We start from the raw sequence: 25238 nt of genomic DNA, 5'->3' as shown, positions 1-25238 counted from the left end.
GGGGTACGGTCGATCGTTCGTTGATGTTCGACGGGTAGCAGGGGAGGGTCGACGATAGCGGTGGCCTGGAGAGCCCCCGCGGCGCTCGACTCCCGCGCCTTCTGAGCGGCCGCCGCGCGCCTGCCGGCTGATTTCCATCGTCACGCGTCCGGAATCAGGACCGCGTCGTTCGACCCGATCGACCGCCGGGTGGGACTTTCGAGGTCGTCGAGATTCGCCTCCGCGCCGATTCCGCGAATCGGACCTCCGCGTTCGGCGCGACGTTTAAGCCGTCCCTCGAAAACATCGGTACGAAACCGTGCCGCCGAAGCGAACCCGCGCCGAGACCGTCGAACTCGGCGTCGAACTCCTCGAACACCTCGAGGACGACGAGCTCTCCCTCGCGGACGCGATGGACCGCATCGAGGCGGTGACGACCGAGCCGACGCTCACGCGGGACATCCTCGACGAGGCGGACGACCGGGGCGTCATCGACCGCGACGGCGCGACGGTCCGGACACGGCGCGGCGGGTCGTTCGTCCGGTTCGGGTCGCAGGTCGTCACGAGGGAGGGCGACTTCTCCTGTCGACGCTGCGGGACGGGCATCTCGACCGGCCACTTCGTGACGTTCGAGTCGGGGGAACTGGGACCCTTCGGCTCCTCGTGTGTCAGGAAGGTGCTGGGCCGGGAGTGAGTCGGCGCGAGGCGGTTGCTGAAGAGTAGTCGGGGGACGCCGGTTGCCGGGTCCCGTTATCGACCGCGGCGGAGCTCCTCGATGAGCTGTTCGATGAGTTCCGACTGGCGGTCGAGCCGGTCGTTCTGCTCCTCGACCTGCTGGCGGAGCGCGGCCAGTTGCTCGGCGGCGTCGTCGGTCGGCTCGGCCACCTGGAAGCCGCTCTCCTCGAAGGCGTCGTCCTCGGCCCGCGGCTCCGTCGCTGCGGTCGTCGCGGTCGTCGCGCCCACCGTCGGACCGCTCCCGACGTCCGTGGGGTCGTCCTCCGCGGGTTCCTCGGCGACGCCGGCCGGCGAGTCGCCGCCGACCGGTTCGTCCAGCGGATCCTCCCGGGTCGCGTTCTCGGGGCTGTCGATCTCGGCGGGCTCCGCGGAGAGCGGGTCCGGCCCGTCGCCGAAGTCGACCTCGCCGCGGGGCTCCTCATCCTCGCCCTCCGCGTCGGCCGAGAGCGCGCGGAACGCCTCCAGCGAGTCCACGCCGTAGAACGTCGTGATGGCGTCCGTGAGCGTCTCGCGGACGGCGCGGGCGTCCTCGGCCGGCGCCTTGAACCGTTCCTGCCGGCCGTTCACCGAGAGCACGATCGAGGTGGCGACGCTCCCCTCCTCGAAGGTGAGGTCGGTCACGTCGTCGTACGGGAACTCCTCGTACTCCTCGTCCCAGACTGCCGCGCCGATGTGCTTGACGACACGCGCGCTCGTCACGACCAGCGTCAGGTCGGAGAAGCGGAACGTGCGCTCGACGGTCTCGCCGGCCTCCGTGATGTCGGACGCGGCGAGGACACCGGCGATGACGGGGTGGAGCACGCCGTCGAGTTTCTTGCGCGGGATGTTGAACGACTGCTCGCCGTCGAGGCCGTAATCGAGGGTCAGTTTCGCCTTGCGTCGCGACTCGGACACCGCGACGCGTTCTGCGCTGTGGGGGTACTCGTCGACGGTCTCGTCGGAGAGGAGCCCCTCGCCGCGGTAGATGAGCGTCCGCGTGGGGGTGACGAACAGCTCGTCGTCCCCCCCGAGGGAGACCCGGGCGACGGGGTCCTCCTCGCCCATCTCCCGCTGGACCAGTTCCGGAAGACTCATGCCTCGGATTGACCGGGGCCACGGCTTAAAACCGGTGGGTCGGCGGGGGCGGGGCGGAGGCGGCGCCGTCCCGCGGTCGGGGGAGATGGGAAGCTTAAAGGGTCTCACCGCGCCAACTTCGAGTGAGCCGGGGTGGCTTAGCTGGACATAGCGCCGCACTCATAGGGTTTCGAGATTCGGTGCGGACCGCCTTGGAAGCCTCCGCCCCACGAGGCCCGCCGAGCCTCGTACCTGGGATATGCGGAGATCGCGGGTTCGGAGCCCGCCCCCGGCACTCTTCGGACCCTCTATATGCCGATATAATCACACCCCAGAGTCACCGCTCCGCACTTCTCTTTAGTAGCGATACGAGGGGGTGTTTAGCTTGAACGGCGAGCATTCGGAAGACGAAACCACCGCCGTGCAGCTAAGAAAGAGCGCGATCGAGGACGGCAGGCGAGGGCGTCGGCGGACCGTGAGGAAGCCGGGAGGGCGCTCCAGCACCCGAACGTCGACCGGACGACCATTTACGACGATATGCGCAGAGCAGCGCGGCTCGTCGGGAATGATGATGTCGTTACGTACGGTAGTACGTCCGGCGGCGGGAGCCGTCTCCAGTTGAACCTCGAAGCCGGCGACCTTCCGATCAGGATCGTGGGGCTACGGTCGAACAACGGTAGGCGGTAACTGTGGAGGCTCCACGATACACGTTCAGGGAGAAGCCCCCTCCGGGAACGTCCGTCTTCCGCAAACCCGTCTGAACCTGAGGAACTTGCAGGATAGGACGGTTGTGAATGTTACCTTGCAAGAACGACAACCGCGTCGAGTCGATCCTACAGTTGAACAGTGAGGACACTGCCCTCGTGACTGGTTTCACTTGGCCATCGAGACTTCGACTCTAGAGGTCGTCTACCCCTCCGAGGGGTGCGGCGGCCGATCGTCGGACACCGTCGGTTCGACCTCGCCAGCCTCGATGAGCGACTCCAGCGGGTGGTCGTCTATCTCCAACGGAAGGTCGACTCGGCCACGCCGCCGCGAGGACTCGTGGCCGGCGAACAGGATCTCCGTCGTGTTGAGCGCGTGCTCGGCGCGAAGCTCCGTCTCCGCACCGGAGGAGAGGGCCCGAACCACGTCGTCGATGGCGAGGTCGACCCGGCCGTCGAACTCGTCCTCGACCTCGATGGCCGTCCAGCTTTCGCCGTCGCGCCGGTAGCGCAGCGACGGCCCCTCGAACCGGCCGAGTTCGATGACCCCCTCCGTGCCGACGAGCCGGTGCCAGCAGTCGTAGAAGTCGAACGGCCCACCCGAGAGCGGGACGTCGTCGCCGGTCGCGGCGATGCCGTGGACGCCGTTCTCGTACTGCCAGGAGACGAACGCGTGGTCCGCCGTGGGCACGCCGTAGCGGACGTGCTCCTTCGAGTAGTCGACCTGGCCGATCACCCACTCGGCGGGGGACTCGTCGTTGAACATCGCCGCGAGGTCCAGGGTGTGTGTCCCGTTGTCGAAGAAGTTCCCCCAGGAGATCTCGATGCGCTCCAGTTCACCCACGGCGCCATCGTCGAGCAGCTGTTTCGTCCGTCTGAACGGGTCGCCGAAGCGCCGCTGGTGGCCGAACGTGAGCTGGACGCCCCGTTCCTCGCAGGCCGCGACCATCGAGCGGGCCTCCCCCCACGTGCGTGCCATAGGCTTCTCACAGTGGACGGCCGTCACGCCCGCCTCGGCACAGTCCGAGACGATGGGCGCATGGGTCGGGATGGGCGTACAGACGCTGACGACGTCGAGCTCCTTCTCGGCCAGCATCGGTTCATGGTCCTCGTAGATGCCGTCGGGGGGAACGCCGAACTCCCCGGCGAACCGCTCGGCGTACTCCCCCACGATATCCGCGCAGGCGACGAGTTCGCAATCCTCGCGCGCGTGGTAGGCGTCTGCGTGTTCGTAGCCGAATGCGTGGCTCTTCCCGCTGATGTCGACGTCCCTCCCCGGACCGGTGCCGACAACTGCGACTCGGTAGGTCATCGCTCAACCTGCCCGCCGGGGCAGAAAATAGCTTTGGGGGCTGGCTCCCGGGAGCGGGTGAGGGTGTTCAACGGGACTCCAGTTGGAGTCCACCACATCGCTCTCACAGTGAAGACAGAAGGTGACAAGACGTAGTCTTCATCCATTCAAGTCCAGAGACCCGTCGAACCGTAGAATCCGATGCTCAGTTCTGGAAGTTCTCGACACCGATTCCGAATCGTGAGCGTCGTTACGTCAGCGGAGTCTGCGAGCGCCTGCTGGGTCACGAAATGGACGAGTTCGCGTGCCTCTCCCCCATCAGCAGTCCCCAGATCGGTGCTCATACTGCTACCTACGCAGTGGCGCCGCTATTAGGTTACTCTTGAATAAATTACTCGCGAGTACATCAGACAACGAATTCGTGCTGGAACTTCTAATCAAGTCCATCTCACAACTCGATGGGAGTGCTGCGGAATCAGGTCGCAAGCGTGTTCACCGAATCGATAGGTAATAGTATTTTTACACGTACCCGTCGGACTTCGATGAGATGTTGCGCACTGACACGGACCCGCCGACGTTCGAGAGCGGGTCTCTGGTACCCGTCGCAACGTACCTCCTCGTCATCGCCGTCCTATCCGGACTGACGCTTGTATCCGCGGGAACACCGCCGCCACCCCTCTTGGCAGTGGGCTGGAGTGCGTTCCTCGTCGTGCTCGCCATCGGTGTGCTCAAAATCGAGGACGTCTCACCACGCTCGATCCTTCCGCCCGCCCGAACACTAATCCCCGTGATCGGGGTTCTCGTCGCGTTCTGGGCGCTATACAACCTAGTCGCGTTCGCCCTCGCATTGGGTGGTGTTCACGGATTCGAAGCCACGAGGTCACGGACCGCTATCCATCCGCTCTCGTACCTCCTGGCCCTCCTCAGTTCGTTCTTGATCACCGCGATACCGGAAGAACTCGTCTTTCGCAGCTATCTCCAGCAGAAACTCATCGCGCTGATCGGCGGCCAAACCCGCCACGCGGTCGTCTCGAGTATCGTGATCGTGGCGGTCCTGTTCGCTCTCTTTCACCTCCCGAGGTGGTTTCTCGCATCGGGTCACGGGGTCAGCGTTGCGCTAGTGGGGCGGCTCGTTGGCTTGACTCTCATGGGCCTGACCTACGGGGTTGTATACGCGTTGACGCGTAACCTCTGGCTGGTCGCCCTGTTCCACGCGACGATGAATCATCCACCAGTCTTAGTCACGGTGAGTATCCCATCCGACCTTCACTTAGTAGCAGCTGTCATCGAGTACGCCGCCATCATCTCGGTAGTGTACCTGACCGTGCGTGTAACCGAACCTGACAGGACTACTCTCGTCTTGCCCCGACAAGCGACGGCGTCCTCGATGGACGACTAATATCGATGACCGACGTGGACAGTCGCTGACCTATTGTTTCCATCGTGATTCAAGAGCGTTTGAGACGCCCTTTTCAAGGCAAATGCCCGATCCTCCGAGGATGTGGTCGACCTCAGCCGCCTCGAGATTGGCCTGGTGGATGTCGCCTACTCGACGTTCGTGGAACAAACCGATGAATCGTTGCTGGCGTCTATGAAAGGTGACGGAGCAGCGCTTCAGTTACTGCCTTACGCTCGTGATGTACTCAATGTGATGTATCAGGGAACATACGTAGCTAACCATCTTCACAGTAGTCGACGCTCTTTTCGGCCATCGAGGGGACGAGTGTTATGTCATCTTCTCCCCAGCAAATCAGCGTCGGCTACTGTTGGTCTAATGCATCGTGTCAGTATCCCGTCCCCACCACTATACGTCGTCCAGACAATCACTCTCATATGAGCCAAGACAAACCCCACCAGAACCTGGCCATCATTGGCCACGTCGATCACGGGAAGTCCACGCTCGTGGGTCGCCTGCTCTACGAAACGGGGAGCGTCCCCGAGCACGTCATCGAACAGCACCGGGAGGAAGCTGAGGAGAAGGGCAAGGGTGGCTTCGAGTTCGCTTACGTCATGGACAACCTGGCGGAGGAGCGAGAGCGCGGTGTCACCATCGACATCGCCCACCAGGAGTTCTCGACGGACACGTACTACTTCACCATCGTCGACACCCCCGGGCACCGTGACTTCGTGAAGAACATGATCACGGGCGCCTCGCAGGCCGATCACGCAGTCCTCGTCGTCGCGGCCGACGATGGCGTTGCACCCCAGACTCAGGAACACGTGTTCCTCGCACGGACCCTCGGGATCGATGAGCTCATCGTCGCGGTCAACAAGATGGATATCGTCGACTACTCGCAGGACACCTACGACGAGGTCGTCTCCGAGGTCAAGGACCTCCTCAACCAGGTCCGCTTCGACACGGACGATGCGGAGTTTATCCCCGTGTCCGCCTTCAAGGGCGACAACGTCGCCGAACACTCCGAGAACACCCCCTGGTACGACGGCGAAACCGTCCTCGAGGCACTGAACAACCTGCCGGAGCCGTCTCCGCCGACGGACGCGCCGCTCCGCCTGCCGATCCAGGACGTCTACACCATCTCCGGCATCGGGACCGTGCCGGTCGGCCGTGTCGAAACGGGGATGCTCAACACGGGCGACAACGTCAGCTTCCAGCCCTCGGACGTCGGTGGCGAGGTAAAGACGATCGAGATGCACCACGAGGAGGTGTCCGAGGCCGGCCCCGGCGACAACGTCGGGTTCAACGTCCGCGGCGTCGGCAAGGACGACATCCGCCGCGGCGACGTCTGTGGGCCCGCTGCCGACCCACCGACGGTCGCCGAGACGTTCCAGGCTCAAATCGTCGTCATGCAGCACCCATCCGTGATCACGGCGGGCTACACGCCGGTCTTCCACGCCCACACGGCGCAGGTCGCGTGTACCATCGAGTCGCTCGACCAGAAGCTCGACCCGGCCTCGGGTGAGGTCGCCGAGGAGAACCCGGACTTCATCCAGAACGGCGACGCCGCGGTCGTCACCGTCCGCCCGCAGAAGCCGCTCAGCATCGAGCCGTCGAGCGAGATCCCGGAACTCGGGAGCTTCGCCATCCGCGACATGGGTCAGACCATCGCGGCAGGCAAAGTGCTGAAGATCAATGCCCGGACTTGATGAGCCAACGCCTCATCTGTCTCCTCTCTTTTGGCCGTTGAGCCCCCTACTCGCGTGTTAACCCCAGTCCTTGTGCTGACGGGACCGACCAACCGTAGATGAGTGCACCCGTTCGTGTTCCAATGACCACTGCTGCGCACAGTGCTGCAGCGGTTCCGTCCGAGCCGCCGGCGGTGACGACGAGCCAGTACGTGCTGCCACCCAGCACGGCACAACTGGCGTAGAAGTCGACGAGCAGGATGAACGGTGAGCGATCCAGCAGGATATCCGCAACGGCACCACCCCCAACCGCGTTGACCGTCGCAATCGCGACGATGCCGAAGGCCGGGATATCGGCCTGCGTTGCGACGATGGCGCCTGCCGTGGTAAACGCGGCAAGCCCAATCGCATCCGAGAGCAACGTCAGTGGATGGGTGTCGGCTGATTCGAGTGTAGCACTCACCCCGATCGCCAGCCCGACACCGAGCACCCCGAGACCGATCTCGATAGGGGAGCTGAGTGCGAGCGGAATCCGATCGACGAGGAGGTCACGGGTCATCCCGCCAGCAAATGCTGTGGCGAGCCCGACCACGGTGACCCCGAACATATCGAACTCCTCGCGTATCGCCTTCGTTGCGCCAACCAGCGCGAACGCGACGAGCCCGATCGTGTTCATCACGGCGAATGGATCACCGAACAGTGCGTCGACGATCTCCTGTGTCACTGGTGTACGCCAGGAGAGCGGCTCTGATGAGCACTTCGCCTCCGGGCTCTCTCCCCGTCTCGCTACCGCGTCGCGCTTCACACGAAGGTCGGGGGTGAAGCCCGTCACGGGGTTTCAGGCATATAAATAGATCCTGGAACGAAACAGGTCTGTGTCTCTGACCATGCGCGAACGGATTCGCGACATCAAGGAGCGCAGCCGCGCCGGTGGCGCCGCCCACTACTACGACGACGATTCCTACACTGGGAACACAATCTCCGACGACTTCCGCTACGTGAGCTCCCACGATCTTCGCCGCCGGTTCGCCCAGCGGCTCCTCGTCGACCGACAGATGAACCCCGGTGTCGTGATGGCTGTCGGCGGCTGGGACTCCTTCCAAGCGATCGAACCGTATCTGAACGTCCCATAACAGCTGACGATGATGAGACACTGCGGCTTGATATTTGTGAGCACGATATCGAGGCTCACAACATCCAGAAGGGGAAGCTGGACCTCTCCAACCCAGAACAGGGCCGGGGTCGAGTCGGGCTTCGGATGAGGTCGCCTATCGACGATAGTCAGCGGTGTACAGACCGCAGGAAGCGAGCGGAGCGAGGACCGCACTGAGCTGCCCGAGTTGAGCGGGCGGGGGCTTCCGTGAGTCACCGATTGTGCCCGCTGATCTCCGCTTTTTAATTACCCAATCGACGAACGATCGGGCGCTTCAGCGATCGGTGGTACCAACGTGGAGCGACGAGAACACGGTCGCCTCGATCTTCCGGAGGTGCTCTCCGACGGTCGTCTCGGAGAGCCCGGTTGCCGCCGCGATCGCGTTGTGGGTCGCCAGCACGACCAGCTCGTGTGGACCGACGACGACTTCCACCACCCGCCGGACTGGCTGGCGACCCTTAACTCGGACTACGAGGACCACGGGTCGGTATCGGAGGTGCCGTACTTCGTCGGGCGGGACCCCCTGTCGGTGTTGCTCGAACCGTTGTACGCATCGGCTGGCTCGCTACCCCTCTCCCTCGGCGACCAGATCTGGGGCGGCTCGGTTATCTTCGAACGGGGCGACATCGACGAGGCCGCGTTTCTCGACGAGCTTCGGCGGACCGTCAGCGACGATGGGCTCCTCATGGAGTACCTCCAGGTGACGAACGTCGGCCGGACACACATCGTCCCCATCGGAGGGTCCATCCACGAGGCGGTCGAACGCCCGGTTCGGTGGACGCAAATTCTCCGGTGGCACTTTCACGGGGCTATCACCGGGACGTGGTTCGTCTCGCTGCTCGTCCTTGCAGGGGCGGTCCTGGCCCCAGTCCCTGCGGTGGTGGCCTTGACGGTGCTGCACCTCGGCGTCAACGAGGTCCTGGGCGTCCGCCGGTGGACGGCCGTATTGGCGTATCCGGCGCTGTTCGTGTTTGTGCCCCTCCTGCTGTACGCGTTCGTCCGCCGGACGTTCGTCTGGGGCGGTCGGCGATACCGCTGGCGCGGGAAGTTCGACGTGGCGGTGGTCGAGTAGCGACCCGGCGGAAGACGACACCTCAAACGAGGCGTATTCGCGACCCGCTCACCTCATTCGAAGGACGGTGAATGATGGAACTGCTGGAATGGTGGGGCCCTCTATAGCTAATTCGCAGGTGATCGTGAATCGGTTTCCGCCGGCCTATACGCATTGATGATCTTCCCCTCGGCCCGATGAAGCACGCGACTCACGGCGGATTTGCTCACGTCGAGGTGCTCAGCGAGCGTCGTAAGCGTACAGTCACGGGGTGAATCGTAGTATCCGTGCACCAGGGCGACATCGACGACCTCTCGCTGACGGTCAGTAAGCAGGGGAGACTCCGCCGGCGTCGCGGAGACCTGCGTGATCCGATACTCGATTCCGGCCGAATCCAGTTCGTCGCAAAACACCGAGAGCTGGTCTTGCGACGCGACGAGGTCACCGACGAACCACCCGTCTTCGAGGTGCAACGGAAACGACGGAACGATACCCGAGTCCGCCATTGCACCGTGTGGTTCAGGTGTCGTCGTGGTAACCTCGAAGAGAACCCGGTCGGAACCCCCGTAACGGATCTCGAAACCGGTAACGGCGGAAATCACCCCAAGCGTCTCGATGAGCGGGTCAACTCCGAGCGCGTCCGTCTCGACGAGCAGGCGAAGCCCCTCCTCGTCGGGCCACGCTCCAAGAACTTTGAATACCGCGTCGGGATGGGCTTCGGATAGCGCGACGAGCCCGTCGTTCGACTTGGTTTTCAGCGTTGCCCGGGGCATGGTTCGTCTCTCGTGGGTCGTCGGCAGCGACCGCGATGCATACAGGCAAGAAACAATCCTTCCCTATCAAGCTGTCAGTCGGTCGGTTGCACTGCACCGACCTGTTCCATGAGGCCTAACTGGTCGCTTTGCGTCCAGGTCTCGATTAGTTGACCATCCTCGAACCGATTGATCTCGATTGCAGTCAGTTCGACCTGCTCTCCGGTGGGTTCGACCCCGAACAGCGGCCCATCGTGCGTTCCCACCATCGTCCATCGGAGGGCGACCGCGTCATCCGCGGCGACCACGTCTTCGATGGTGAACGTCAGATCCGAGAACAACTCACGCGTCGACGACGCGAGCGCGTTGTAGAGTTCAGGCCCCTGCAACTTCTCGGCGAGTTCCCGGTCGTGGATGACGTATGCGTCGTGTACCAGTTCCTCGGCCGTGTTCGGGTTCTTGCCGTTCCAGACGTCCTCATACAGCCGCTCGATCACCTGGCGGTTGGTGTCGACCATCGGGAGTAGATAGCAAGGTGACGAACGTAGCCATTATCGTGAACATGTTGACGTAACGGAGGTCGCCCCTTGAGGTGCGAGCGAGAGCGCGCCCAGGGGAGGCTATAGTGCCAGCACAGCGCGCTGATCTGGCCGGCGCGAGCGGCCACCACATAGGTCGGTTTCGTGTCCGTCGAACGAGCGACGGAGGAGCGAGCCGCACGCCCGGACTGGTCGGTCGCGAGCGACGCGGAGGGCGGCAGCGGCGAGCGGGCCGTAACGACGCACCCGTTCGGCCGAGTTCGACGCTCAGCGTACTAATCGACAGCCTGTCGGACTCAGAACGGGCGAGGCTGTCTCGGTCGTCCCCCGACCCCGCAAGCACACCGACAGTTGTGGAGCGGGCTCGAACATTGACTATCTGAACGAAATATTCAAATATTCATATCGTGACAGAGAAACAGAGAGGTCGGTGACTGCGCAGTCGACACAGCACCGCACCAGCAACACATGCCCACATTTACAGACGAGAAGCGAGCGAAAGTTCGCGAGTCGCTTCGAGAATCCGGCCGCGAACTGTTCGCTCGCCACGGGGTGCGAAAGACGACGATATCGGAACTCACGGAGTCGGCTGGAATCGGTACTGGGACGTTCTACCGGTTCTACGACTCAAAAGAGGACCTCTACGTCGACATCGTCGAGAAGCAAACCGAGGCGTTGATTCCTCGACTCCTGCGCGAGTCCGTCCAAAAGTACGACGATCCAGAGCAGGCCATCGCGGCGCTGCTCGATGCAACGTTCGACGAGTTCGAGTCGAATCCACTGCTCCGGCAAGTGATCGCAGAGGACGAGGTCAGCCACCTCCGTGACAGCGTTCCAGACGAGGAACTCACGAAGAAGCGTGCTCACTCGATGGAGTTCGTCCTCCCGCACATCGAGAACTGGTACGACGAAGGGAAGGTCATCGGTCCAGACCCCGAGACCATCGCGGAGACGATTCGCGCGGTCAGCCGAATCGTCCTCCAGAGGGAGCAGATTGGCGAGGAACGGTACCCGGAGGTTCGGGATACGCTCGTCGCCGCCGTCGCGGCGGGGTTGACGGACGTGTCCGGTTCTCCGGGGGTCTCGGATGAGTGATATCGGGGTCCCGGAATCCCTCGAAGCGGACCGCCCGTACGTCGTCTCCCTGGACGACCCAGCGGCGACCGACCTCGCTCTGGTCGGTGGGAAAGGGGCGAACCTCGCTCGGCTCGTCGAGGCAGGACTTCCGGTACCCGACGGATTCTGTGTAACGACCGTCGCCTACCGAGAACTCGTCAGCGACGAGTCTGTCGACGCATTGTTCGACCGGCTCTCGGATCTCGACCCAACGAACACTGAGTCGATCGCCGACGTCGGGGCGTCCCTTCGCACGAGCATCGAAGCACTCGACCTCCCACCAGCAGTCCGAGACGCTATCGAAACCGCCCTCGCCGACCGAGCGACCGAAGCCGGCTCCGAGACGGCGTATGCAGTGCGCTCATCGGCGACAGCCGAAGACCTGCCGGACGCCTCCTTCGCCGGCCAGCAAGAGACGTTTCTCAACGCCCGAGGCGTCGAGGAGATCATCGACAGTGTCCGAGCCTGCATGGCGAGCCTGTTCACCGACCGTGCCATCGCGTACCGCGCGAAGAACGGGATTCCGCACGAGGACGTCGCGCTCTCGGTCGTCGTCCAGCGGATGGTCACACCGGAAGTGTCCGGCATCATGTTCACCGCCGACCCGACGAGCGGTAATCGTCGTATTACCGCGATCGAGGCCGGACTCGGCCTCGGGGAGGCGTTCGTCTCGGGAGAGGCCGCCGCCGACTCGGTTCTGGTCGACGCGCGAACCGGTGAGATACTCGACTACGAGGTGGGCGTTCAGCGAACTGCGATTCGCCCGCTTCCCGAGGGTGGTGTCGAGACGGTCGACCTTTCAGCTGACGAGCGTTCGGCTCGTGCGCTCTCAGACGACCAGGTTCGGACGCTGGTCAAAGTAGGTGCCGAAGTCGAAGCACTGTTCGGACACCCGCAGGACGTAGAGTGGTGTCTCGAGGACGGTTCGGTCCGAATCGTCCAGTCGCGGCCGATTACGACGCTGTTCCCTGTACCCACGCCTGAACCGTCGGACGACCGACTCCACGTCTACTACAGCTTGGGGCATGCGCAGGCGTTCGCCGAGGCGTTGCCGCCACTCGTGCGGGACATCTGGATGTCCTACACGGAGACGACGTTCGAGGAGTTCGGGTTCGACGGTCGCGGGCCTTGGGCGGTCGAAGCGGGCGGGCGGGTATACATGGACGCAACGAACCTCCTGCGGGTCGGCATCCTCAGAGGATTGGTCCCTACCCAGCTCGCGGCCACGAGCGAACCGATGGGTGCCGCGATGGAGGCCATCCTCGAGCAACGAAGCGAGGAGTTCCACACCGACCGGTCGGTTGCCGAGACGCTGGCAGCGACACCCGCACTTGCCCGAGGGATGTGGAGAGGGCTGTCGACCAGCCGACCACTCCTGTCGACGATGATGGACGGCTTCCCTGGTGCGTTCATCGGGACGCCGACGCCGCCAGAGTGCGAGGAAGCGAAGTGGACGGCGTGGGGGCGGAACATCGCATCGCAGGTTCGAGACGCAGAGACGCCCACCGAGCGAGTGCGTGCCGTGTTTGACTTGCTGGGCGACGCTATCGACTTCCCGCCCGCCGGCCCGCTGCTCGCCGCACTCGCAGCCGGTGAGGTGCTCGAACGGATGTTCCCGGACGCACCAGAGGACGTCAACGCGGTCGGACGGGGATTTCCGGAAGAGGTGGTGACACGGATCAACCTCGGACTCGGGGACCTCGCGGACATCGCCCGTGACACCTCCCCGGTCGCGACCGCGCTCCGTCAGGGGGCGGCGCTCGATGACATAGAGTCGCTCGACGGTAGCGAAGAGTTCCTCACCGAACTCGACGAGTTCCTTGACGAATTCGGACACCGTGCGACCGGCGAAATCGATGTAAGCCGTCCTCGATGGCGAGAAGATCCGTCGGCGTTGCTCGCGACGATTGGCGCGAACCTCGAACATGGTGAGGCAGGCGAACACCGAAAGCACGTCCGTCGGATGGAACGGGAGGCACTCGCGGCTGCAGAACGGTTAGAACGGAGAGCTTCCCACGGCCCCCTCGGCCCACTGCGGCGACGAGTCGTACGGCGACTGGTCAGAACGTACCGCGGGTACATCCAGACCCGAGAGTATCCGAAGCAGGGGGCCGCGCACATGTTCACAGCATGGCGCGACGCGTTCTGCGATGCTGGCGAAGTACTCGTCGCCGAGGGCCATCTCAGCGACCCGTCGGACGTCTGGTTCCTGCGCGTCAGTGAACTGCTCGCCGCACTTGACGGCGAGTCGATAGACGTTGATGTCGCCGCCCGCCGAGCGGAGTTCGAGCGCCACAAGACGATGGACGCCCCACCTGTGCTGACGAGCGAAGGCGAGGCACCCGCTGGTCGCGTCAACCGAGAGGACGTGCCCGAGGGCGCGCTCGTCGGCACCGGCGTCTCGGGTGGCGTTGTCGAAGGCGTCGCACGAGTCATCCGTGATCCCGCGAAGGAAACCATCGAGAACGGTGAGATCCTGGTCGCACCATCGTCGGACCCCGGCTGGACACCGCTGTTTCTGAACGCGGGGGGGATGGTTGTCGAAGTCGGAGGTCGGATGAGCCACGGCGCACTCGTCGCTCGAGAGTATGGGATTCCGGCCGTCGTCTCGGTACCTGAGGCGACCACCGTGATTGAAACCGGCCAACGAATTCGCATCGATGGGACGCGTGGTATCGTCGAAGTGCTGGACTCTTGAAACTCGAGCCTCGGGCGTCACTCGTCGAGATACGTCTCGAGTGGAAGCCGTTCAAGGCCGACGATGTCGACCGAGACGACATCCCGATCTGCGAGCTCAATCTCAGACTCTCACCGGACGAGCGTCGAGAGTCCGAGTGGTCTGATCGCCAGCTCATGTTCCTCCAGGCGGTGTACAACGGCCAGCAACTGCGGTACGACTCGCTTGAATACAACCTGCTCCACGACTCGATGATCCGCCTTCAGGATACCGTCGGGGTCTCATCAGACGCAGTACGTGACCTCATCGATGCGGACCTACTTCGAGACGACACTGACCACCCCTACCGCCTGTACACGGTGACGCCCGGTGGACGGTCCGTCATTGGCGAAAGCTATCGCCAGGGCGTCGATTGTAGGCATGGCGCGGGCGATCTGAAGGAGTCCAGCGAACACGTCCTAGCAGTGGAGGTTGCCCGGCTGTATCTCGAACAGGAATACGTCGCGAATCCGGAGTCACCGGTCTCGACGGTCGTGCCGTATTTCGACATCGACGAGGGCCGCCGCCTCGACATCGCTGCGCTCGACGAGTCGGGGGACGTTCGCATCGCAGTTGAAGCAGAACGGGTCAACAACGACATCGCGAGGGCGGTGCCCGACGACTACGACAAGATGGCTGCGATAGATCCCGACGAGGTCATCTGGGTCGTCATGACGATTGACGATGCTCACGATGTGCTCGAGGTGCTGAACAACCCGTTGGAGGGGTCTCCCCGGGTCGAGAAGTCGTACGCTCGGACGACACTGCCTCAGCAGTTCAGGCTTGATGCACCTGGAATGGCCGATATCATCCCCGTTGACCGGCTGCGGAATCAGCCCGGGGAGTAGTATGTGGTGGCCTTGTCGAAGCCCTCAAGCGATGGATCGGTTTCTGGAGCTGCGCTGCATACAGAGTGCGTATCCCACAAGACAGTCACGACGAAAGTGCCGGTAACCAGACAGCGCTTTGTAACCGCATGGTTCCGGGTACCGTCCGAGATTCCACAGCCAGCTATCTGTTCGATTTCCGCTCCTGGTCGGGGTGATCGCTGATGAATACACTCGTGTTGTCCGGAACGTCGTCGGTCACCCACGAGTTCGCACCGATGCTCACATGGTCGCCGATCTCTACCGGCCCAAGTACGTTGCTTCCGGCGCCGATGACGACGTGATCACCGATGTCGGGATGGCGCTTGTAGTCCTTCGCCAGCATATGGTTCTCGCCCTCCTCCTCCTCGAAGTGGAGGGCGCCGAGAGTGACGTTCTGGTAGATCCGGACCCAGTCGCCGACCGTCGCCGTCTCGCCGATGACGACCCCGGTCCCATGATCGACGAAGAAATACTCGCAGATCTCCGCACCTGGATGGATGTCGATTCCCGTCTCAACCTTCGAGTACTCAGCGAGTTCACGGGCGTACTTGAAGCGGTCCTCCTCGTAGAGGATGTGCGCCACTCGGTGAGTCAGGATGGCGTGAAAACCGGGATACGATCGGATGATCTCACAGTAGCTCTTCGCCGCGGGATCGCCCTTGTACGCGGCCTCGACATCCTTCTTGAGGTGACGTCGAATCGCTGGCAACTGGTCGAGCGTCCTGTCGACGGTCGCGGTCAAATCGTCCGCGTCGTGACCCGAATAGGCCGTGATGCCCTTGTGTATGCAGATTCCGAGCTCGGTCAGGCGGGCACGAGTTTCGTCAGGATCGTCCAGCAACTCAGTCGCGTTCCAGCACTGGGGAAACAGGAGCTGTTTGAGTAAAGGTGGTTCGTCACGCAGAGAATCGCGCCGAGGATAGTTCCTGGAGGTGTCCGTCGGGAAGGGCGGTTCGTCTGCTCGATAGGACTCGACGAGTTCTCCGTGGGCGTCGCCGCTATACTCGTACCCCATCCGTTTGGGTGTTGACGCTCTCGAGTAAAGTTAGTTCTTCTACTTCGCACCCGGACGATGCCTTCACTTGCCTTCAGAAGTCCGTCTATTCCGTGATTTGCGTGGTATCTCGAATGCCCCGTGATCTCTCGGGAACGCTCTACTGCGCGTATCCCCTATAGTCAGTACGCTCCTTTGATAGATGTCGAGTAGATCGTCAAGAGCATGCTGAATACAGGGCGCGACTACAGCACACTTCTCACACCGGGTAACGGAGCGGTCTATTGCTAAGTACAGGGGAATGATGTACCTCGCAGTTTAGCAATCCACCCAGCTTGTCGGACGTGTCTGCGCTTGGGACCACCAGCTGAGCTTCCGGACATTTCTGGTTTCCTTGTGAGACTCAGTTCTCGGATACGACGACACGGCCGGGTTCGACCATGTACGGGTGGCCGTACCCGCAGTAGACCGTGCAGACGAACCCGAACGACCCGGTCGTGTTCACCACGAACCCGAGTTCGGTGGGCACCGTCGAGTGGTGCCAGAGGTACGCTGGCGGGGCGAGCGTTCCGCCGCACACGCCACCCCAGCACGACCCCGGCATTCCGGGGCCGTGGCCGCCCCCCGGCCCCTGTCCCGGTCCGCCGCCACCGGGTTCCTGGCCTGGTCCCCGTCCGTTCCCGGGGCCGGAGGGTCCGCCATGGGGACCGTGGTGGCCGCCCCCCGGTCCCTGTCCGGGACCGCCGGGCCCGTTCCCCAGAAGCTCGTCGTCGAGGATGGCGAGACTGTGGTCCGGATACGCGGCCTCGGCCGCGTCGTGCAGGGCGTCGAGGGTCGTCCCCCGTGGAACCTGGACCGCCTGTTCGTTTCGCCGCGCGCGTTCATCCGAACTCGGAACGTTCGTTCGAACTGCCTGCGGGAGGGCCTCGACCGCGGCGTCGGCTTCCACGTTGAAGAGGGTGAGCCGCAGTTCGTCGCCCGACGAGAGCGTCAACTGGTCGAGTTCCTCGCCGTCCTCGTCCAGCAGGAAGTATCCCCAGTGGTACGATCCGACAAAGGCCCGAACGGTCTCCATCTGTTGTGTCCCGTCTTCCTGGGTGGTGTCTTGGCGCGGTTGATGCGTTCTCGGAGTCGCTCTCGAACGCCCAGCCAGGGCGGCTGCGCCGGTGAGTGCGAGCATCCCACGACGAGTAACCGATGGCCTCTGTTCCCGCATAGCCAGTAGATAGGCGATGTGTGCAAATTGCTGCTCTTACCACATTATTCCGCATACTGCCCACTTCGAGGTCAAGATTGCGTACGTGGTCGTGTGGTTCGAGAAACTCGACTCCGAGAGGACGCAGAGAGACAACAATCGCTCTCCAAACGGACCTGTCTCCACTATATCCGACGTAATGGATGTATTCGTAGCTACAGGTTTGCAGACTTACGTAGCGGCTGTTCCGTCGCTGCTGGCTCGAAACGAACGCCGACCGATTACTGCATCCATCTGCTGTATGCAGCACGCTCTTACTGCTGGACTACTGGAAGATCGATATTCGGCTCGGTATCTACGCACTCCATACGTACCGATCCATTCCTCACTATTCGACCCGACGCTACACCAAACTCAGTCCGCGCCCGAGTTTTTGGGTATGTGCCCCTGCACCTCACTCGCGATTGCCCCCGACGTTCTCATGAGACTGTTCGACGCCCGACCAGCAGAAGAAGTATGGTTGGCCCGAATCGGGTGACGGCCCCACGAACCCGGACACCGATGGGGACAGCCTTTCCGACAGAATCGAGCACGAGACGTACGACACGGGCCGATCAACACGGATTCCGATTACGACGGGATGCCAGACGGAGAGGAGGTCGAACGGGGTCGATACCTGGATCGGCGCCAACCGGTCTGCGAGTTCACGGGTTGGATGAGGGAGGTCTTCCGGAACCTGCGGACGTGATCGACGCCACACGTTCTACTTCACGAGAACCGAAACCGAACGGGAACCGCACTGTTCAGACCCACCCGAGGCGAATCCTTACACTCGACGCCCGCGCACCCAACGGACATGGCGGAGCGCCCGGATTCGGCGGACGACCCGTTCCGTGAGCGCGTGGGCGTCGACCTCGTGCGGGCGTCGGACGGCGCCGCGACGGCGGAACTGACGCTCGCCGAGTCACATCTGAACGTCCACGGGACGCCGCACGGCGGGGCGCTCTACACGCTCGCAGACGCGGCGTTCGACGCCGCCGAGAACGCCGCCGACGTGGATGCCGTCGCCCTCGAGACGTCGATGTCCTACCTCGAAGCGTGCGGGGTCGGGGAGACGCTCGCCGCCAGCGCCGAGCGGCGACACGACCGAGGGCGCACCGCCCTCTACGCCGTCGCCGTGCGGGACGAGGCGGGTGATCTCGTCGCGGAGTTCCCCGGCCGCGTCTACAAGGTCGAGTCGTCGGCCTGAGCGGCGCGCTCACGCGGCAGTGAACTCACTCCTCCGGGAGGACTTTTCCGGGATTCAAGACGCCTTCGGGGTCGAGCGTGTCCTTCAGATCGCGCATGACGTCGACAGCAGCGGCGTGTTCCTCCCGCATGAACTTTCGCTTCCCGATGCCGACGCCGTGTTCGCCAGTGGACGTGCCGCCGAGGTCGAGAGCGGCCCGCACCATGCGGTCGTTGAGTTCCATCGCGCGGTCGCGTTCCTCGGGGTCGTCGAGGTTCGCGACGGGGAGGAAGTGGAGGTTGCCGTCACCGGCGTGGCCGACGCAGGGCGCGGTGACGTCGAGTTCGTCGGCGAGCCGGGCGGCGCGCGCGACGATGATCCGGGTAGCGTGAGACGGGGACGACCACGTCCCCGATGAACGCGACGGTGGCGTCCTCACGGTAGTCACAGGCAGCGGGGTACACGTCGCGGCGGGCCGCCCACAGACGGTCGATCTCGGCCTCGGTCGCAGTCTCGAACCCCGTACAGCCCGCGTCCTCGCATGCGTCCCGGACGACGTCGAGGTCGGCTGCCACGCCGTCGTTCGTCCCGTGGAGTTCCACGATCAGCTGGGGAGCGTCCGGGAGGCCGGCATCGTTCGTTTCGTCGAGGAGGCGAGCGGCCGCGCTGTCCAGGTACTCGAGCGCGCCGGGGGTGAGCGGGCCGGCCATGACGTTCGCGACGGCGTCTCCCGCGGCTTCGCGGGTTGGGAAGGTAGCGAGCGCGGCGCGACGTTCGATGGGCCGGGGTTCGAGCGCGAGCGTCGCCTCGGTAACGACGCCGAGGGTGCCCTCGCTCCCAACGAACACGTCCTTGAGGCGGTAGCCGGACGCCGACTTTGCGACACTGCGCCCGAACTCGATGATGCTGCCGTCGGCGAGCACGACTTCGAGGTGGCGGACGTGGTCGGCGGTGACGCCGTACTTCACGGCATTCAGACCGCTTGCGTCGTTCGCGATCATCCCGCCGACGGTGGCGAGGTTGCCGGCAGCGATACCGGGCGCGAACCGGAGCTCGTAGGGCGCGAGGTGGTCGTTCAGGTCGTCGTAGACCACGCCCGGGCCGGTGACGGCGAGGCGGTCCGCGGGGCGGACGTCCACGTCGTCCATCGGGTACGTGTCGAGGACGACGCCGCCGGCGACGGGGATGGGGTTCCCCTCGATGCTCGATCCGCCACTACGAGGCGTGACGGGAACGTCGCGGTCGTGACAGGCCGCGAGGACGGCGGAGACGTCGTCGGTGCCGTGCGCGTGGACGACGGCGTCCGGCCGGCGAGCGGGGTGCGGGCCCTCGTCCCCGGCGTACGCGTCGAGAGCGTCAGGGTCGGTCTCGACCTGGTCCTCGGGGACGACGTCCGTAAGAAAGGAGACGTCCGTGAAACGTGATGACATACCAGTGATTCGTGGGTGGGATAGAAAAATGCCGCCCGCTAGCGGCGGTCGAAGACGCGCTGGACCTTCCCGACCTCGGTACGCTCTATGCCGCCGGCGTCGACGGGCGTGAGGTCGTCCGGGGTGAACGAGGGGACGTTCGAGAGGCGCTCGTGGATTTGCCGTCGGAGGCGCTCCGTGCTCCCGTCGTAGTCCTCGGCGACCTCGGCGGTGATCTCGACGGTATCGAGGCCGTCCTCGCAACCCACTTTCATATATTAACGTAGTGAACTAATACTTCATGACATCACCGCTAGTGGAATCAGTCGGATCAAATCGAATCAGTGCAGCCGGAGGGACGTTGCTCATCGGGGCTGGACTGATGGCCTTCCTCTTCGTAGTGAGAGGGGACGAGGGCGGTTCGATCGTGGGCATAAACATCTGGCTATTGATGTGTTTGGGGTTCCTGATAGCTGGCTCGCTCATGACGTGGCGGAGCGTTCGATGAGGGCGGAACCCGAAGGGACCTCCCGAAGCTGGCGGGGTTCGACCTCATCGACTACGACCCAGACGCGAACCGGATCGACTCGTGTCCCGTCGGCTTCGATCTGCCGGCCGAATAGACGTTCTCAGTTGTCGTCGGTCCGCCTAGGCGCGTTCGGAGGTGGCGGTGGGAGATCTCACGAGAGGAGTTCCATCGGGTTCTCGAACGCGACGGTCCGGATGGTGTCGAGGTCGAGTCCCAGCCGGTACAGTTCGAACAGCGTCCGCTTGAGCGCGAAGATGTCGTTGCGGAGGACGCCGGCGCTGTCCGTCTCGAGCAGCACGCGCTCGGGGCCGTACTCCTCGATCACGGCGGCGACGTCCCGGGGCGTCACGTCGTGTAGCCACGGGTAGCTGACGGTGAAACTCAGGTGGCAGTCGGTGTGGTCCATGACGAACGGGGCGACCTCCCGGCTCGCGTGCGAGAGGACGACCCGGTCCTGGTCGAGCCCCGCCTCGTCCGCGAGTTCGACGTCGATCTCGACCGCTGCGCGCTTGACGTCGTCGGCGTCGAGCACCGGCGACTGCTGGAGGTCCAGGTCGAGTTCGTAGCCCGGGACCGTCCCGCGCGCTCGGAACGGGATGTCGATCCCGCTCGGGTCCGAGGGCGTGTGGAGGATTGCCGGCAGATCGTAGGCGCTCGCGACCTCGAGTTGTCGTCGGACGACCTCCCGCTGGCCGTCGAGGTCCCACCGCTCGACGTGCTGCGTGGAGGTGATCCCGGTCTCGCCCACGACCGCGACCTCCTCGAGCGCGCAGTAGTCGTCCATGAGGTCCACGAGCTCCTCCCAGCCCTCGACGCGGACGCCGGTGTGGACGCCGATTCCCAGTTTCGCGTCGAAGATGTGCGAGCGCTCGATCTGGTCGAGTCGGTTGAGCGCGTCGTCCCAGAGGTACCGGACGTCCGATGGCTCGACCGGCCTGTACGGCGTCCAGTAGTACCCGGCGGCCATCATCACCATCGCGTGACAGCCGCTGAGGGCGAACCGCTCGCGGTCGTTCCACGAGAGCGTGTGCGCGTGGTTGTGGACGTCCACCCACGGCAGGTTCGTCAGCTCCGGGGGGAACTCGGGGCGGTCCTCGTCGTCGACGAACTCGGGGTCGATCGGACGCGCCGACGGATAGCGTCGGTCCATACGTAACCTCCGGGTCGTCCCCTGAAATAGGTTAACTCGGCCCGCGTTCTCGGGTCGTTCGGGCCGGAGGTGTGCGCGTCGACGCGGGCCGCTGCGGTGGGGGCACGTGACCGACCATCGGTCCACACATCACCCGAACACCGATGGCGCTTCGGCGAGTGTGCCACCGTACCGATGCGTTCACACACAGTCCGGGGAGGCGGCGACGTCGACCTGCACGTCGTCGAGACGGGGCCGAGCGACGGCGAGCCAGTTCTCTTCGTCCACGGCCTCTCCCAGTGCCGACTGTCGTGGACGAAACAGCTGGAGTCCGACCTCGCCGACGACTACCGGCTGGTCGCGTTCGACAACCGGGGACACGGCCGCTCGGACAAGCCCCGCGACGGGTACGACGACCCTGACCTGTGGGCGGCGGACGTGCGGTCCGTCCTCGAGTCGCTCGAACTCGACGACGTGGTGCTGGTCGCGTGGTCGTACGCGGGTCTGATCGCCCTCGACTACGTCGACCGCTACGGGACCGACCGGCTCGCCGGGCTGAACCTGGTCGACGCCGTCTCGAAGATCGGCACCGAGGAGGCGACGGCGCTGCTGGACCCGGGCTACCTCGACCTCCTCCAGGGAATGGGCTCGACGGACGCCGAGGAGAGCGTGGCCGCCCTCGAGTCGTTCGTCCGGCGGTGCGTGCACGACGAGCTTCCACCCGACGATCTGTACTTCATGCTGGGGTTCAACGTCGTCGTCCCCCCGTACGTCCGGAACGCGCTCCGCGACCGGACCGTCGTCCACGACGACGTGCTCGCGACCGTCGACGTGCCGGCGCTCGTCACCCATGGCGCCGAGGACCGGATCGTGACGCCGGAGGGTGGCGAGGCGCTCGCCGACCTCCCCCCCGGGGACCTGACGTCCGTCTCCGTCTACCCGGACGCCGGCCACACGCCGTTCTGGGAGGCGCCGGAGCGGTACGATCGGGAACTGCGGGAGTTCCTCCGTGACGTCCACGGGTGAGACCTGGGCGCCCGTCGGGGACACGTCCGAACTCGCCCGAACGCACCCGATCGCGCCCGACGGCGTCCGAACGCGGACGGAATCTGCCGAAGTAAGGGAAACAGTGAACAGCCCGCTCCCTCTTCTGACGCGCATGCGAGAGGTGTACCTCGTCGGGGCGGCCCAGTCACCCTTCGGCGCCTTCCCCGAGGAGTCGTACCGCTCGCTGTTCGCCACGGCCCTCGAGGGCGCGCTCGACTCGGTGGACGGCGAGCTCGATCGGACGAGCATCGACGAGGCGTACGTCGGCACCCTCGGCGTCGGCGGTCGGCAACTCGGGCTCGCCGGCCCGAGCGTGACCGAGTACGCCGGGCTCGACGGCGTCTCCTGCACGCGCGTCGAGAACGCCTGCGCCGCGAGCGGGACGGCGCTCAGGCAGGCGACGCTGGCCATCCGCGCCGGCGCGGCGGACGTCGCGCTCGCGGGCGGCGTCGAGGTGATGACCGACACGAGCGGGGATCGGACCCGGTACTGGCTCGGCGTCTCCGGCGAGACGGAGTGGGAGCGGATGGCCGGCACGACGTTCGCCGGCGTCTACGCCCAGATGGCCGACGCCCACATGGCCGAACACGGCACCACGCGGGAGGACCTCTCCCGCGTCGCCGTCAAGAACCACGCCAACGGCGCGCACAACCCCGACGCCCACCTGGGGTTCGAGTGCTCGCTCGAGGACGCGATGGCCGCGACGACCGTCGCCGACCCGCTGAACCTCTACGACTGCTGTCCGACCTCCGACGGCGCGAGCGTCGCCCTCCTGGCCGGTCGCGAGGCCGCCGAACGACTGACCGACGACCCCATCAGGGTGACCGGAAGCGGGCAGGCGAGCGACCGGGTGGGCCTGTTCCAGCGCAGCACGCTGACCGGCATCCCCGCTGCGCGGGAGGCCGCGGAGGGGGCGTACGCCGAGGCGGGCGTCGGACCCGACGACGTCGACTTCGCCGAGGTCCACGACTGCTTCTCCATCGCCGAGCTGATGGCCTACGAGGACCTCGGCTTCTGCGAACGCGGCGAGTCGGGCGCGTACGTCCGACGCGGCGCGACCGAACCCGACGGCGAGCGCCCGGTCAACCTCTCGGGCGGGCTGAAGTCGAAGGGTCACCCCATCGGCGCGACCGGGACGGGGCAGGTCGTCGAGGTGTTCAAACAGCTCCGGGGGGAGGCCGGCGACAGGGGGGTCACCGGCCTGGAGTGCGGCCTGACGCACAACGTCGGCGGGTCGGGCGGCGCCGTCGCCGTCCACGTCTACGAGGGGGGATGGGCGTGACGGACCCGAACGCGATCGAGAGCGCCGCGGCGTACGTCCCGCGGTATCGGATCACCGCGGACGAGGTTCGGGAGGCTCTGGGGGGCTTCGACGCCCGCGGGGTCGAGGAGAAGCGCGTCGCCGGATACGACGAGGACGCGGTCACGATGGCCGTCGAGGCGGCCCGCGATGCCATCGACGACTCGACGCACGGGCGGGAGGAGATCGGGACGCTCGCGCTCGGGACGACGACGCCGCCGGTCGACGAGGGCGACGTCGGCGCGCAGGTCGCGGAGATCCTCGGCCTGGACGGGGGCGTCGAGGTCGCCGTCCACACGCAGTCGACCCGGGCTGGGACGCGTGCGCTGCTGTCGGCGCTCCGGGCCGACGGCCCCGCCCTCGCGGTCGTGTCCGACTGCCCCCGTGGGTCGCCCGACGACGCCGTCGACCACGCGGCCGGCGCCGGTGCGGTCGCAGTCGTGACGAGTGCGACTGGCGCCGTGGATGTGACGGGCGTCGCGACCTACACTCGGGAGTACGCCGGGACGCGGTTCCGTCGCCGTGGGTCCGTGACGGTCGAGTCGTACGACGCGACCGCCTACGAGCGCGACGCATACACGACGACGGTCGCCGGCGCGGTCGAACGGCTCCACGGGTCGCCGACGGCGCTCGCCGTCACCGCACCCGACGGGAGCCTCCCGCACCGGGCGGGACGGTCGTTCGACGGGCCAGTGTACCACCTCGCGGACGAATTCGGGAACACCGGTGCCGCGAGCGCGCCCTTCGCACTGCTGGCCGCGTGGGACGCCGGCGAGGAGTCGGTCGCCCTCGTCGGCTACGGCGACGGCGCGAGCGCGGACGCGCTCGCCGTCGAGGGATCGCTTCGGGTCGACTGGGGGCGGCCGGCCGAGACGGTCTCCTACTCGGAGTACCTGCGAAAACGGGGTCTGCTCCTCCCCGAAGGGGGTGAGCGCTGATGGGCGCCTACGTCAGCCTACCCACCTGGTGGCGGAGTCTCGACAGCCGGTACCGCCTCGTCGTCGGTCGGTGTTCCGAGTGCGGCGCCCACACGTTCCCACCGGAGGGGGCCTGCGTCGGGTGCAACGCGGTCGGCTCGCTCGTCGAGGTCGAACCCGAGGGGACCGGCGAGATCCTCGCGCACACCGTCATCGAGAGCGGCGCCCCGCCCGAGTTCTCCGACCTGCTCGACGCGGAGGGGGCCATCGGCGTCGTGCTCGTCGAACTCGACGAGGGGGCTCGCGTCCCCGGGATGTTGACCGACTGTGACCCCGGCGAGTTCGGCCGCGGCGATCGGGTGGAGGCGGTGGTTCGGCGGATCTACAAGCAGGAGGGGGTCTTGCGGTACGGCGCGAAGTTCCGCCCGCTGTAGGCGACACCGGTTGT

25 protein-coding genes, 1 tRNA gene and 2 pseudogenes are annotated in these 25238 nt (G+C 65.1%); 14 read left to right on the top strand and 14 right to left on the bottom strand.

Annotated elements, in window-relative coordinates; all coding sequences use genetic code 11:
- Positions 1-298: 298 nt before the first annotated feature.
- The gene (locus tag HUG10_RS08860; protein ID WP_179169226.1) at positions 299-673 is read left to right on the top strand and encodes a DUF5830 family protein; all 375 of its coding nucleotides are present in this window, start codon (positions 299-301) and stop codon (positions 671-673) included.
- Positions 674-729: 56 nt separating this feature from the next.
- Here HUG10_RS08860 and HUG10_RS08855 read toward each other — a convergent pair whose 3' ends face one another.
- A complete protein-coding gene (locus HUG10_RS08855) occupies positions 730-1788 on the bottom strand; it encodes a DUF7115 domain-containing protein (protein ID WP_179169225.1) in 1059 nt (352 codons plus the stop codon).
- A 126-nt stretch (positions 1789-1914) separates the two neighbouring features.
- Between HUG10_RS08855 and HUG10_RS08850 the strand changes: the two genes are divergently transcribed.
- Positions 1915-2062: transfer RNA gene (locus HUG10_RS08850), tRNA-Met, on the top strand.
- Between the two features lie 614 nt (positions 2063-2676).
- On the opposite strand, the gene HUG10_RS08845 is transcribed toward HUG10_RS08850, so the two are convergent.
- Positions 2677-3783 carry a Gfo/Idh/MocA family protein gene (locus HUG10_RS08845; protein WP_179169224.1) on the bottom strand — a complete coding sequence of 369 codons (1107 nt, stop codon included), beginning with the start codon at positions 3781-3783 and terminating at the stop codon, positions 2677-2679.
- A 146-nt stretch (positions 3784-3929) separates the two neighbouring features.
- A complete protein-coding gene (locus HUG10_RS21660) occupies positions 3930-4106 on the bottom strand; it encodes a hypothetical protein (RefSeq protein ID WP_218780670.1) in 177 nt (58 codons plus the stop codon).
- A gap of 203 nt (positions 4107-4309) precedes the next feature.
- Between HUG10_RS21660 and HUG10_RS08835 the strand changes: the two genes are divergently transcribed.
- Positions 4310-5161 carry a CPBP family intramembrane glutamic endopeptidase gene (locus HUG10_RS08835; protein ID WP_179169223.1) on the top strand — a complete coding sequence of 284 codons (852 nt, stop codon included), beginning with the start codon at positions 4310-4312 and terminating at the stop codon, positions 5159-5161.
- Positions 5162-5405: 244 nt separating this feature from the next.
- On the opposite strand, the pseudogene HUG10_RS22165 reads toward HUG10_RS08835, so the two are convergent.
- Positions 5406-5522 (bottom strand): annotated as a pseudogene (locus HUG10_RS22165) (alpha/beta fold hydrolase); the annotation flags it as partial.
- A gap of 73 nt (positions 5523-5595) precedes the next feature.
- Here HUG10_RS22165 and tuf point away from each other — a divergent pair.
- Positions 5596-6867 (top strand): translation elongation factor EF-1 subunit alpha, encoded by a 1272-nt coding sequence (gene tuf, locus HUG10_RS08830; protein WP_179169222.1) that lies wholly within the window; start codon positions 5596-5598, stop codon positions 6865-6867.
- Between the two features lie 46 nt (positions 6868-6913).
- Here tuf and HUG10_RS08825 read toward each other — a convergent pair whose 3' ends face one another.
- On the bottom strand, positions 6914-7570 hold the full coding sequence (locus tag HUG10_RS08825) for a trimeric intracellular cation channel family protein (protein ID WP_179169221.1): 657 nt from the start codon (positions 7568-7570) through the stop codon (positions 6914-6916).
- A 250-nt stretch (positions 7571-7820) separates the two neighbouring features.
- On the opposite strand from HUG10_RS08825, the pseudogene HUG10_RS08820 reads away from it, so the two are divergent.
- Positions 7821-7979 (top strand): annotated as a pseudogene (locus tag HUG10_RS08820) (site-specific integrase); the annotation flags it as partial.
- Positions 7980-8273: 294 nt separating this feature from the next.
- On the opposite strand, the gene HUG10_RS08815 reads toward HUG10_RS08820, so the two are convergent.
- Positions 8274-8432 carry a hypothetical protein gene (locus HUG10_RS08815; RefSeq protein ID WP_179167594.1) on the bottom strand — a complete coding sequence of 53 codons (159 nt, stop codon included), beginning with the start codon at positions 8430-8432 and terminating at the stop codon, positions 8274-8276.
- Here HUG10_RS08815 and HUG10_RS08810 point away from each other — a divergent pair.
- The gene (locus HUG10_RS08810; RefSeq protein WP_246310242.1) at positions 8409-9071 is read left to right on the top strand and encodes a glycosyltransferase family protein; all 663 of its coding nucleotides are present in this window, start codon (positions 8409-8411) and stop codon (positions 9069-9071) included. The genes HUG10_RS08815 and HUG10_RS08810 overlap by 24 nt on opposite strands.
- Positions 9072-9178: 107 nt before the next feature.
- Here HUG10_RS08810 and HUG10_RS08805 read toward each other — a convergent pair whose 3' ends face one another.
- The gene (locus HUG10_RS08805; RefSeq protein WP_179169220.1) at positions 9179-9823 is read right to left on the bottom strand and encodes a helix-turn-helix domain-containing protein; all 645 of its coding nucleotides are present in this window, start codon (positions 9821-9823) and stop codon (positions 9179-9181) included.
- Positions 9824-9897: 74 nt separating this feature from the next.
- On the bottom strand, positions 9898-10320 hold the full coding sequence (locus HUG10_RS08800; RefSeq protein WP_179169219.1) for an ester cyclase: 423 nt from the start codon (positions 10318-10320) through the stop codon (positions 9898-9900).
- A gap of 489 nt (positions 10321-10809) precedes the next feature.
- Here HUG10_RS08800 and HUG10_RS08795 point away from each other — a divergent pair, with 489 nt between their 5' ends.
- From HUG10_RS08795 to HUG10_RS08785, 3 genes are read left to right on the top strand one after another with little or no spacing between them, the layout of a single operon-like run.
- Positions 10810-11436, top strand: coding sequence for a TetR/AcrR family transcriptional regulator (locus tag HUG10_RS08795; protein WP_179169218.1), 627 nt, complete (start codon positions 10810-10812; stop codon positions 11434-11436).
- Positions 11429-14155, top strand: coding sequence for a PEP/pyruvate-binding domain-containing protein (locus HUG10_RS08790; RefSeq protein ID WP_179169217.1), 2727 nt, complete (start codon positions 11429-11431; stop codon positions 14153-14155). The genes HUG10_RS08795 and HUG10_RS08790 overlap by 8 nt, the downstream gene beginning before the upstream one ends.
- Positions 14152-15021: a hypothetical protein gene (locus tag HUG10_RS08785; RefSeq protein ID WP_179169216.1), complete on the top strand. Its 870-nt coding sequence runs from the start codon at positions 14152-14154 to the stop codon at positions 15019-15021. The genes HUG10_RS08790 and HUG10_RS08785 overlap by 4 nt, the downstream gene beginning before the upstream one ends.
- A gap of 163 nt (positions 15022-15184) precedes the next feature.
- Here the strand turns inward: HUG10_RS08785 and epsC are convergent, their stop codons facing one another.
- Both epsC and HUG10_RS08775 read right to left on the bottom strand, forming a co-directional pair.
- Positions 15185-16057 (bottom strand): serine O-acetyltransferase EpsC, encoded by an 873-nt coding sequence (gene epsC, locus HUG10_RS08780; RefSeq protein ID WP_179169215.1) that lies wholly within the window; start codon positions 16055-16057, stop codon positions 15185-15187.
- 382 nt (positions 16058-16439) lie between these two features.
- The gene (locus HUG10_RS08775; RefSeq protein WP_179169214.1) at positions 16440-17111 is read right to left on the bottom strand and encodes a cupredoxin domain-containing protein; all 672 of its coding nucleotides are present in this window, start codon (positions 17109-17111) and stop codon (positions 16440-16442) included.
- A 976-nt stretch (positions 17112-18087) separates the two neighbouring features.
- On the opposite strand from HUG10_RS08775, the gene HUG10_RS08770 reads away from it, so the two are divergent.
- Positions 18088-18480 (top strand): hotdog fold thioesterase, encoded by a 393-nt coding sequence (locus tag HUG10_RS08770; protein ID WP_179169213.1) that lies wholly within the window; start codon positions 18088-18090, stop codon positions 18478-18480.
- Between the two features lie 25 nt (positions 18481-18505).
- Here the strand turns inward: HUG10_RS08770 and HUG10_RS22020 are convergent, their stop codons facing one another.
- The 4 genes from HUG10_RS22020 to HUG10_RS08755 all read right to left on the bottom strand — a co-directional run bounded on the left by HUG10_RS22020 (position 18506) and on the right by HUG10_RS08755 (position 21547).
- Complete coding sequence (locus HUG10_RS22020) at positions 18506-18835, bottom strand: FAD-binding oxidoreductase (protein ID WP_281375730.1); 330 nt, start codon at positions 18833-18835, stop codon at positions 18506-18508.
- Positions 18765-19889, bottom strand: a complete 1125-nt coding sequence (locus HUG10_RS08765; RefSeq protein WP_218780669.1) for an FAD-binding oxidoreductase — start codon at positions 19887-19889, stop codon at positions 18765-18767. Before HUG10_RS08765 ends, HUG10_RS22020 begins: the two co-directional genes overlap by 71 nt.
- A gap of 38 nt (positions 19890-19927) precedes the next feature.
- Entirely contained in the window at positions 19928-20143 is a 216-nt protein-coding gene (locus HUG10_RS08760; protein WP_179169212.1) for an acyl-CoA synthetase family protein, read from the bottom strand.
- 405 nt (positions 20144-20548) lie between these two features.
- Positions 20549-21547: a TatD family hydrolase gene (locus tag HUG10_RS08755; protein ID WP_179169211.1), complete on the bottom strand. Its 999-nt coding sequence runs from the start codon at positions 21545-21547 to the stop codon at positions 20549-20551.
- A 174-nt stretch (positions 21548-21721) separates the two neighbouring features.
- Here HUG10_RS08755 and HUG10_RS08750 point away from each other — a divergent pair, with 174 nt between their 5' ends.
- From HUG10_RS08750 to HUG10_RS08735, 4 genes are all read left to right on the top strand, one after another.
- Positions 21722-22552 carry an alpha/beta fold hydrolase gene (locus HUG10_RS08750; protein ID WP_179169210.1) on the top strand — a complete coding sequence of 277 codons (831 nt, stop codon included), beginning with the start codon at positions 21722-21724 and terminating at the stop codon, positions 22550-22552.
- A 133-nt stretch (positions 22553-22685) separates the two neighbouring features.
- Positions 22686-23855, top strand: a complete 1170-nt coding sequence (locus HUG10_RS08745) for a thiolase domain-containing protein (RefSeq protein ID WP_179169209.1) — start codon at positions 22686-22688, stop codon at positions 23853-23855.
- Positions 23852-24811, top strand: coding sequence for a hypothetical protein (locus tag HUG10_RS08740; protein WP_179169208.1), 960 nt, complete (start codon positions 23852-23854; stop codon positions 24809-24811). Before HUG10_RS08745 ends, HUG10_RS08740 begins: the two co-directional genes overlap by 4 nt.
- Entirely contained in the window at positions 24811-25224 is a 414-nt protein-coding gene (locus HUG10_RS08735; protein ID WP_179169207.1) for a Zn-ribbon domain-containing OB-fold protein, read from the top strand. The genes HUG10_RS08740 and HUG10_RS08735 overlap by 1 nt, the downstream gene beginning before the upstream one ends.
- Positions 25225-25238: the final 14 nt, after the last annotated feature.

Source organism: Halorarum halophilum (assembly GCF_013401515.1).
Taxonomy (GTDB): Archaea; Halobacteriota; Halobacteria; order Halobacteriales; family Haloferacaceae; genus Halorarum; species Halorarum halophilum.
The sequence above is the reverse complement of the archived record's forward strand: the minus strand, read 5'-3'. Positions and strand labels throughout refer to the sequence as shown.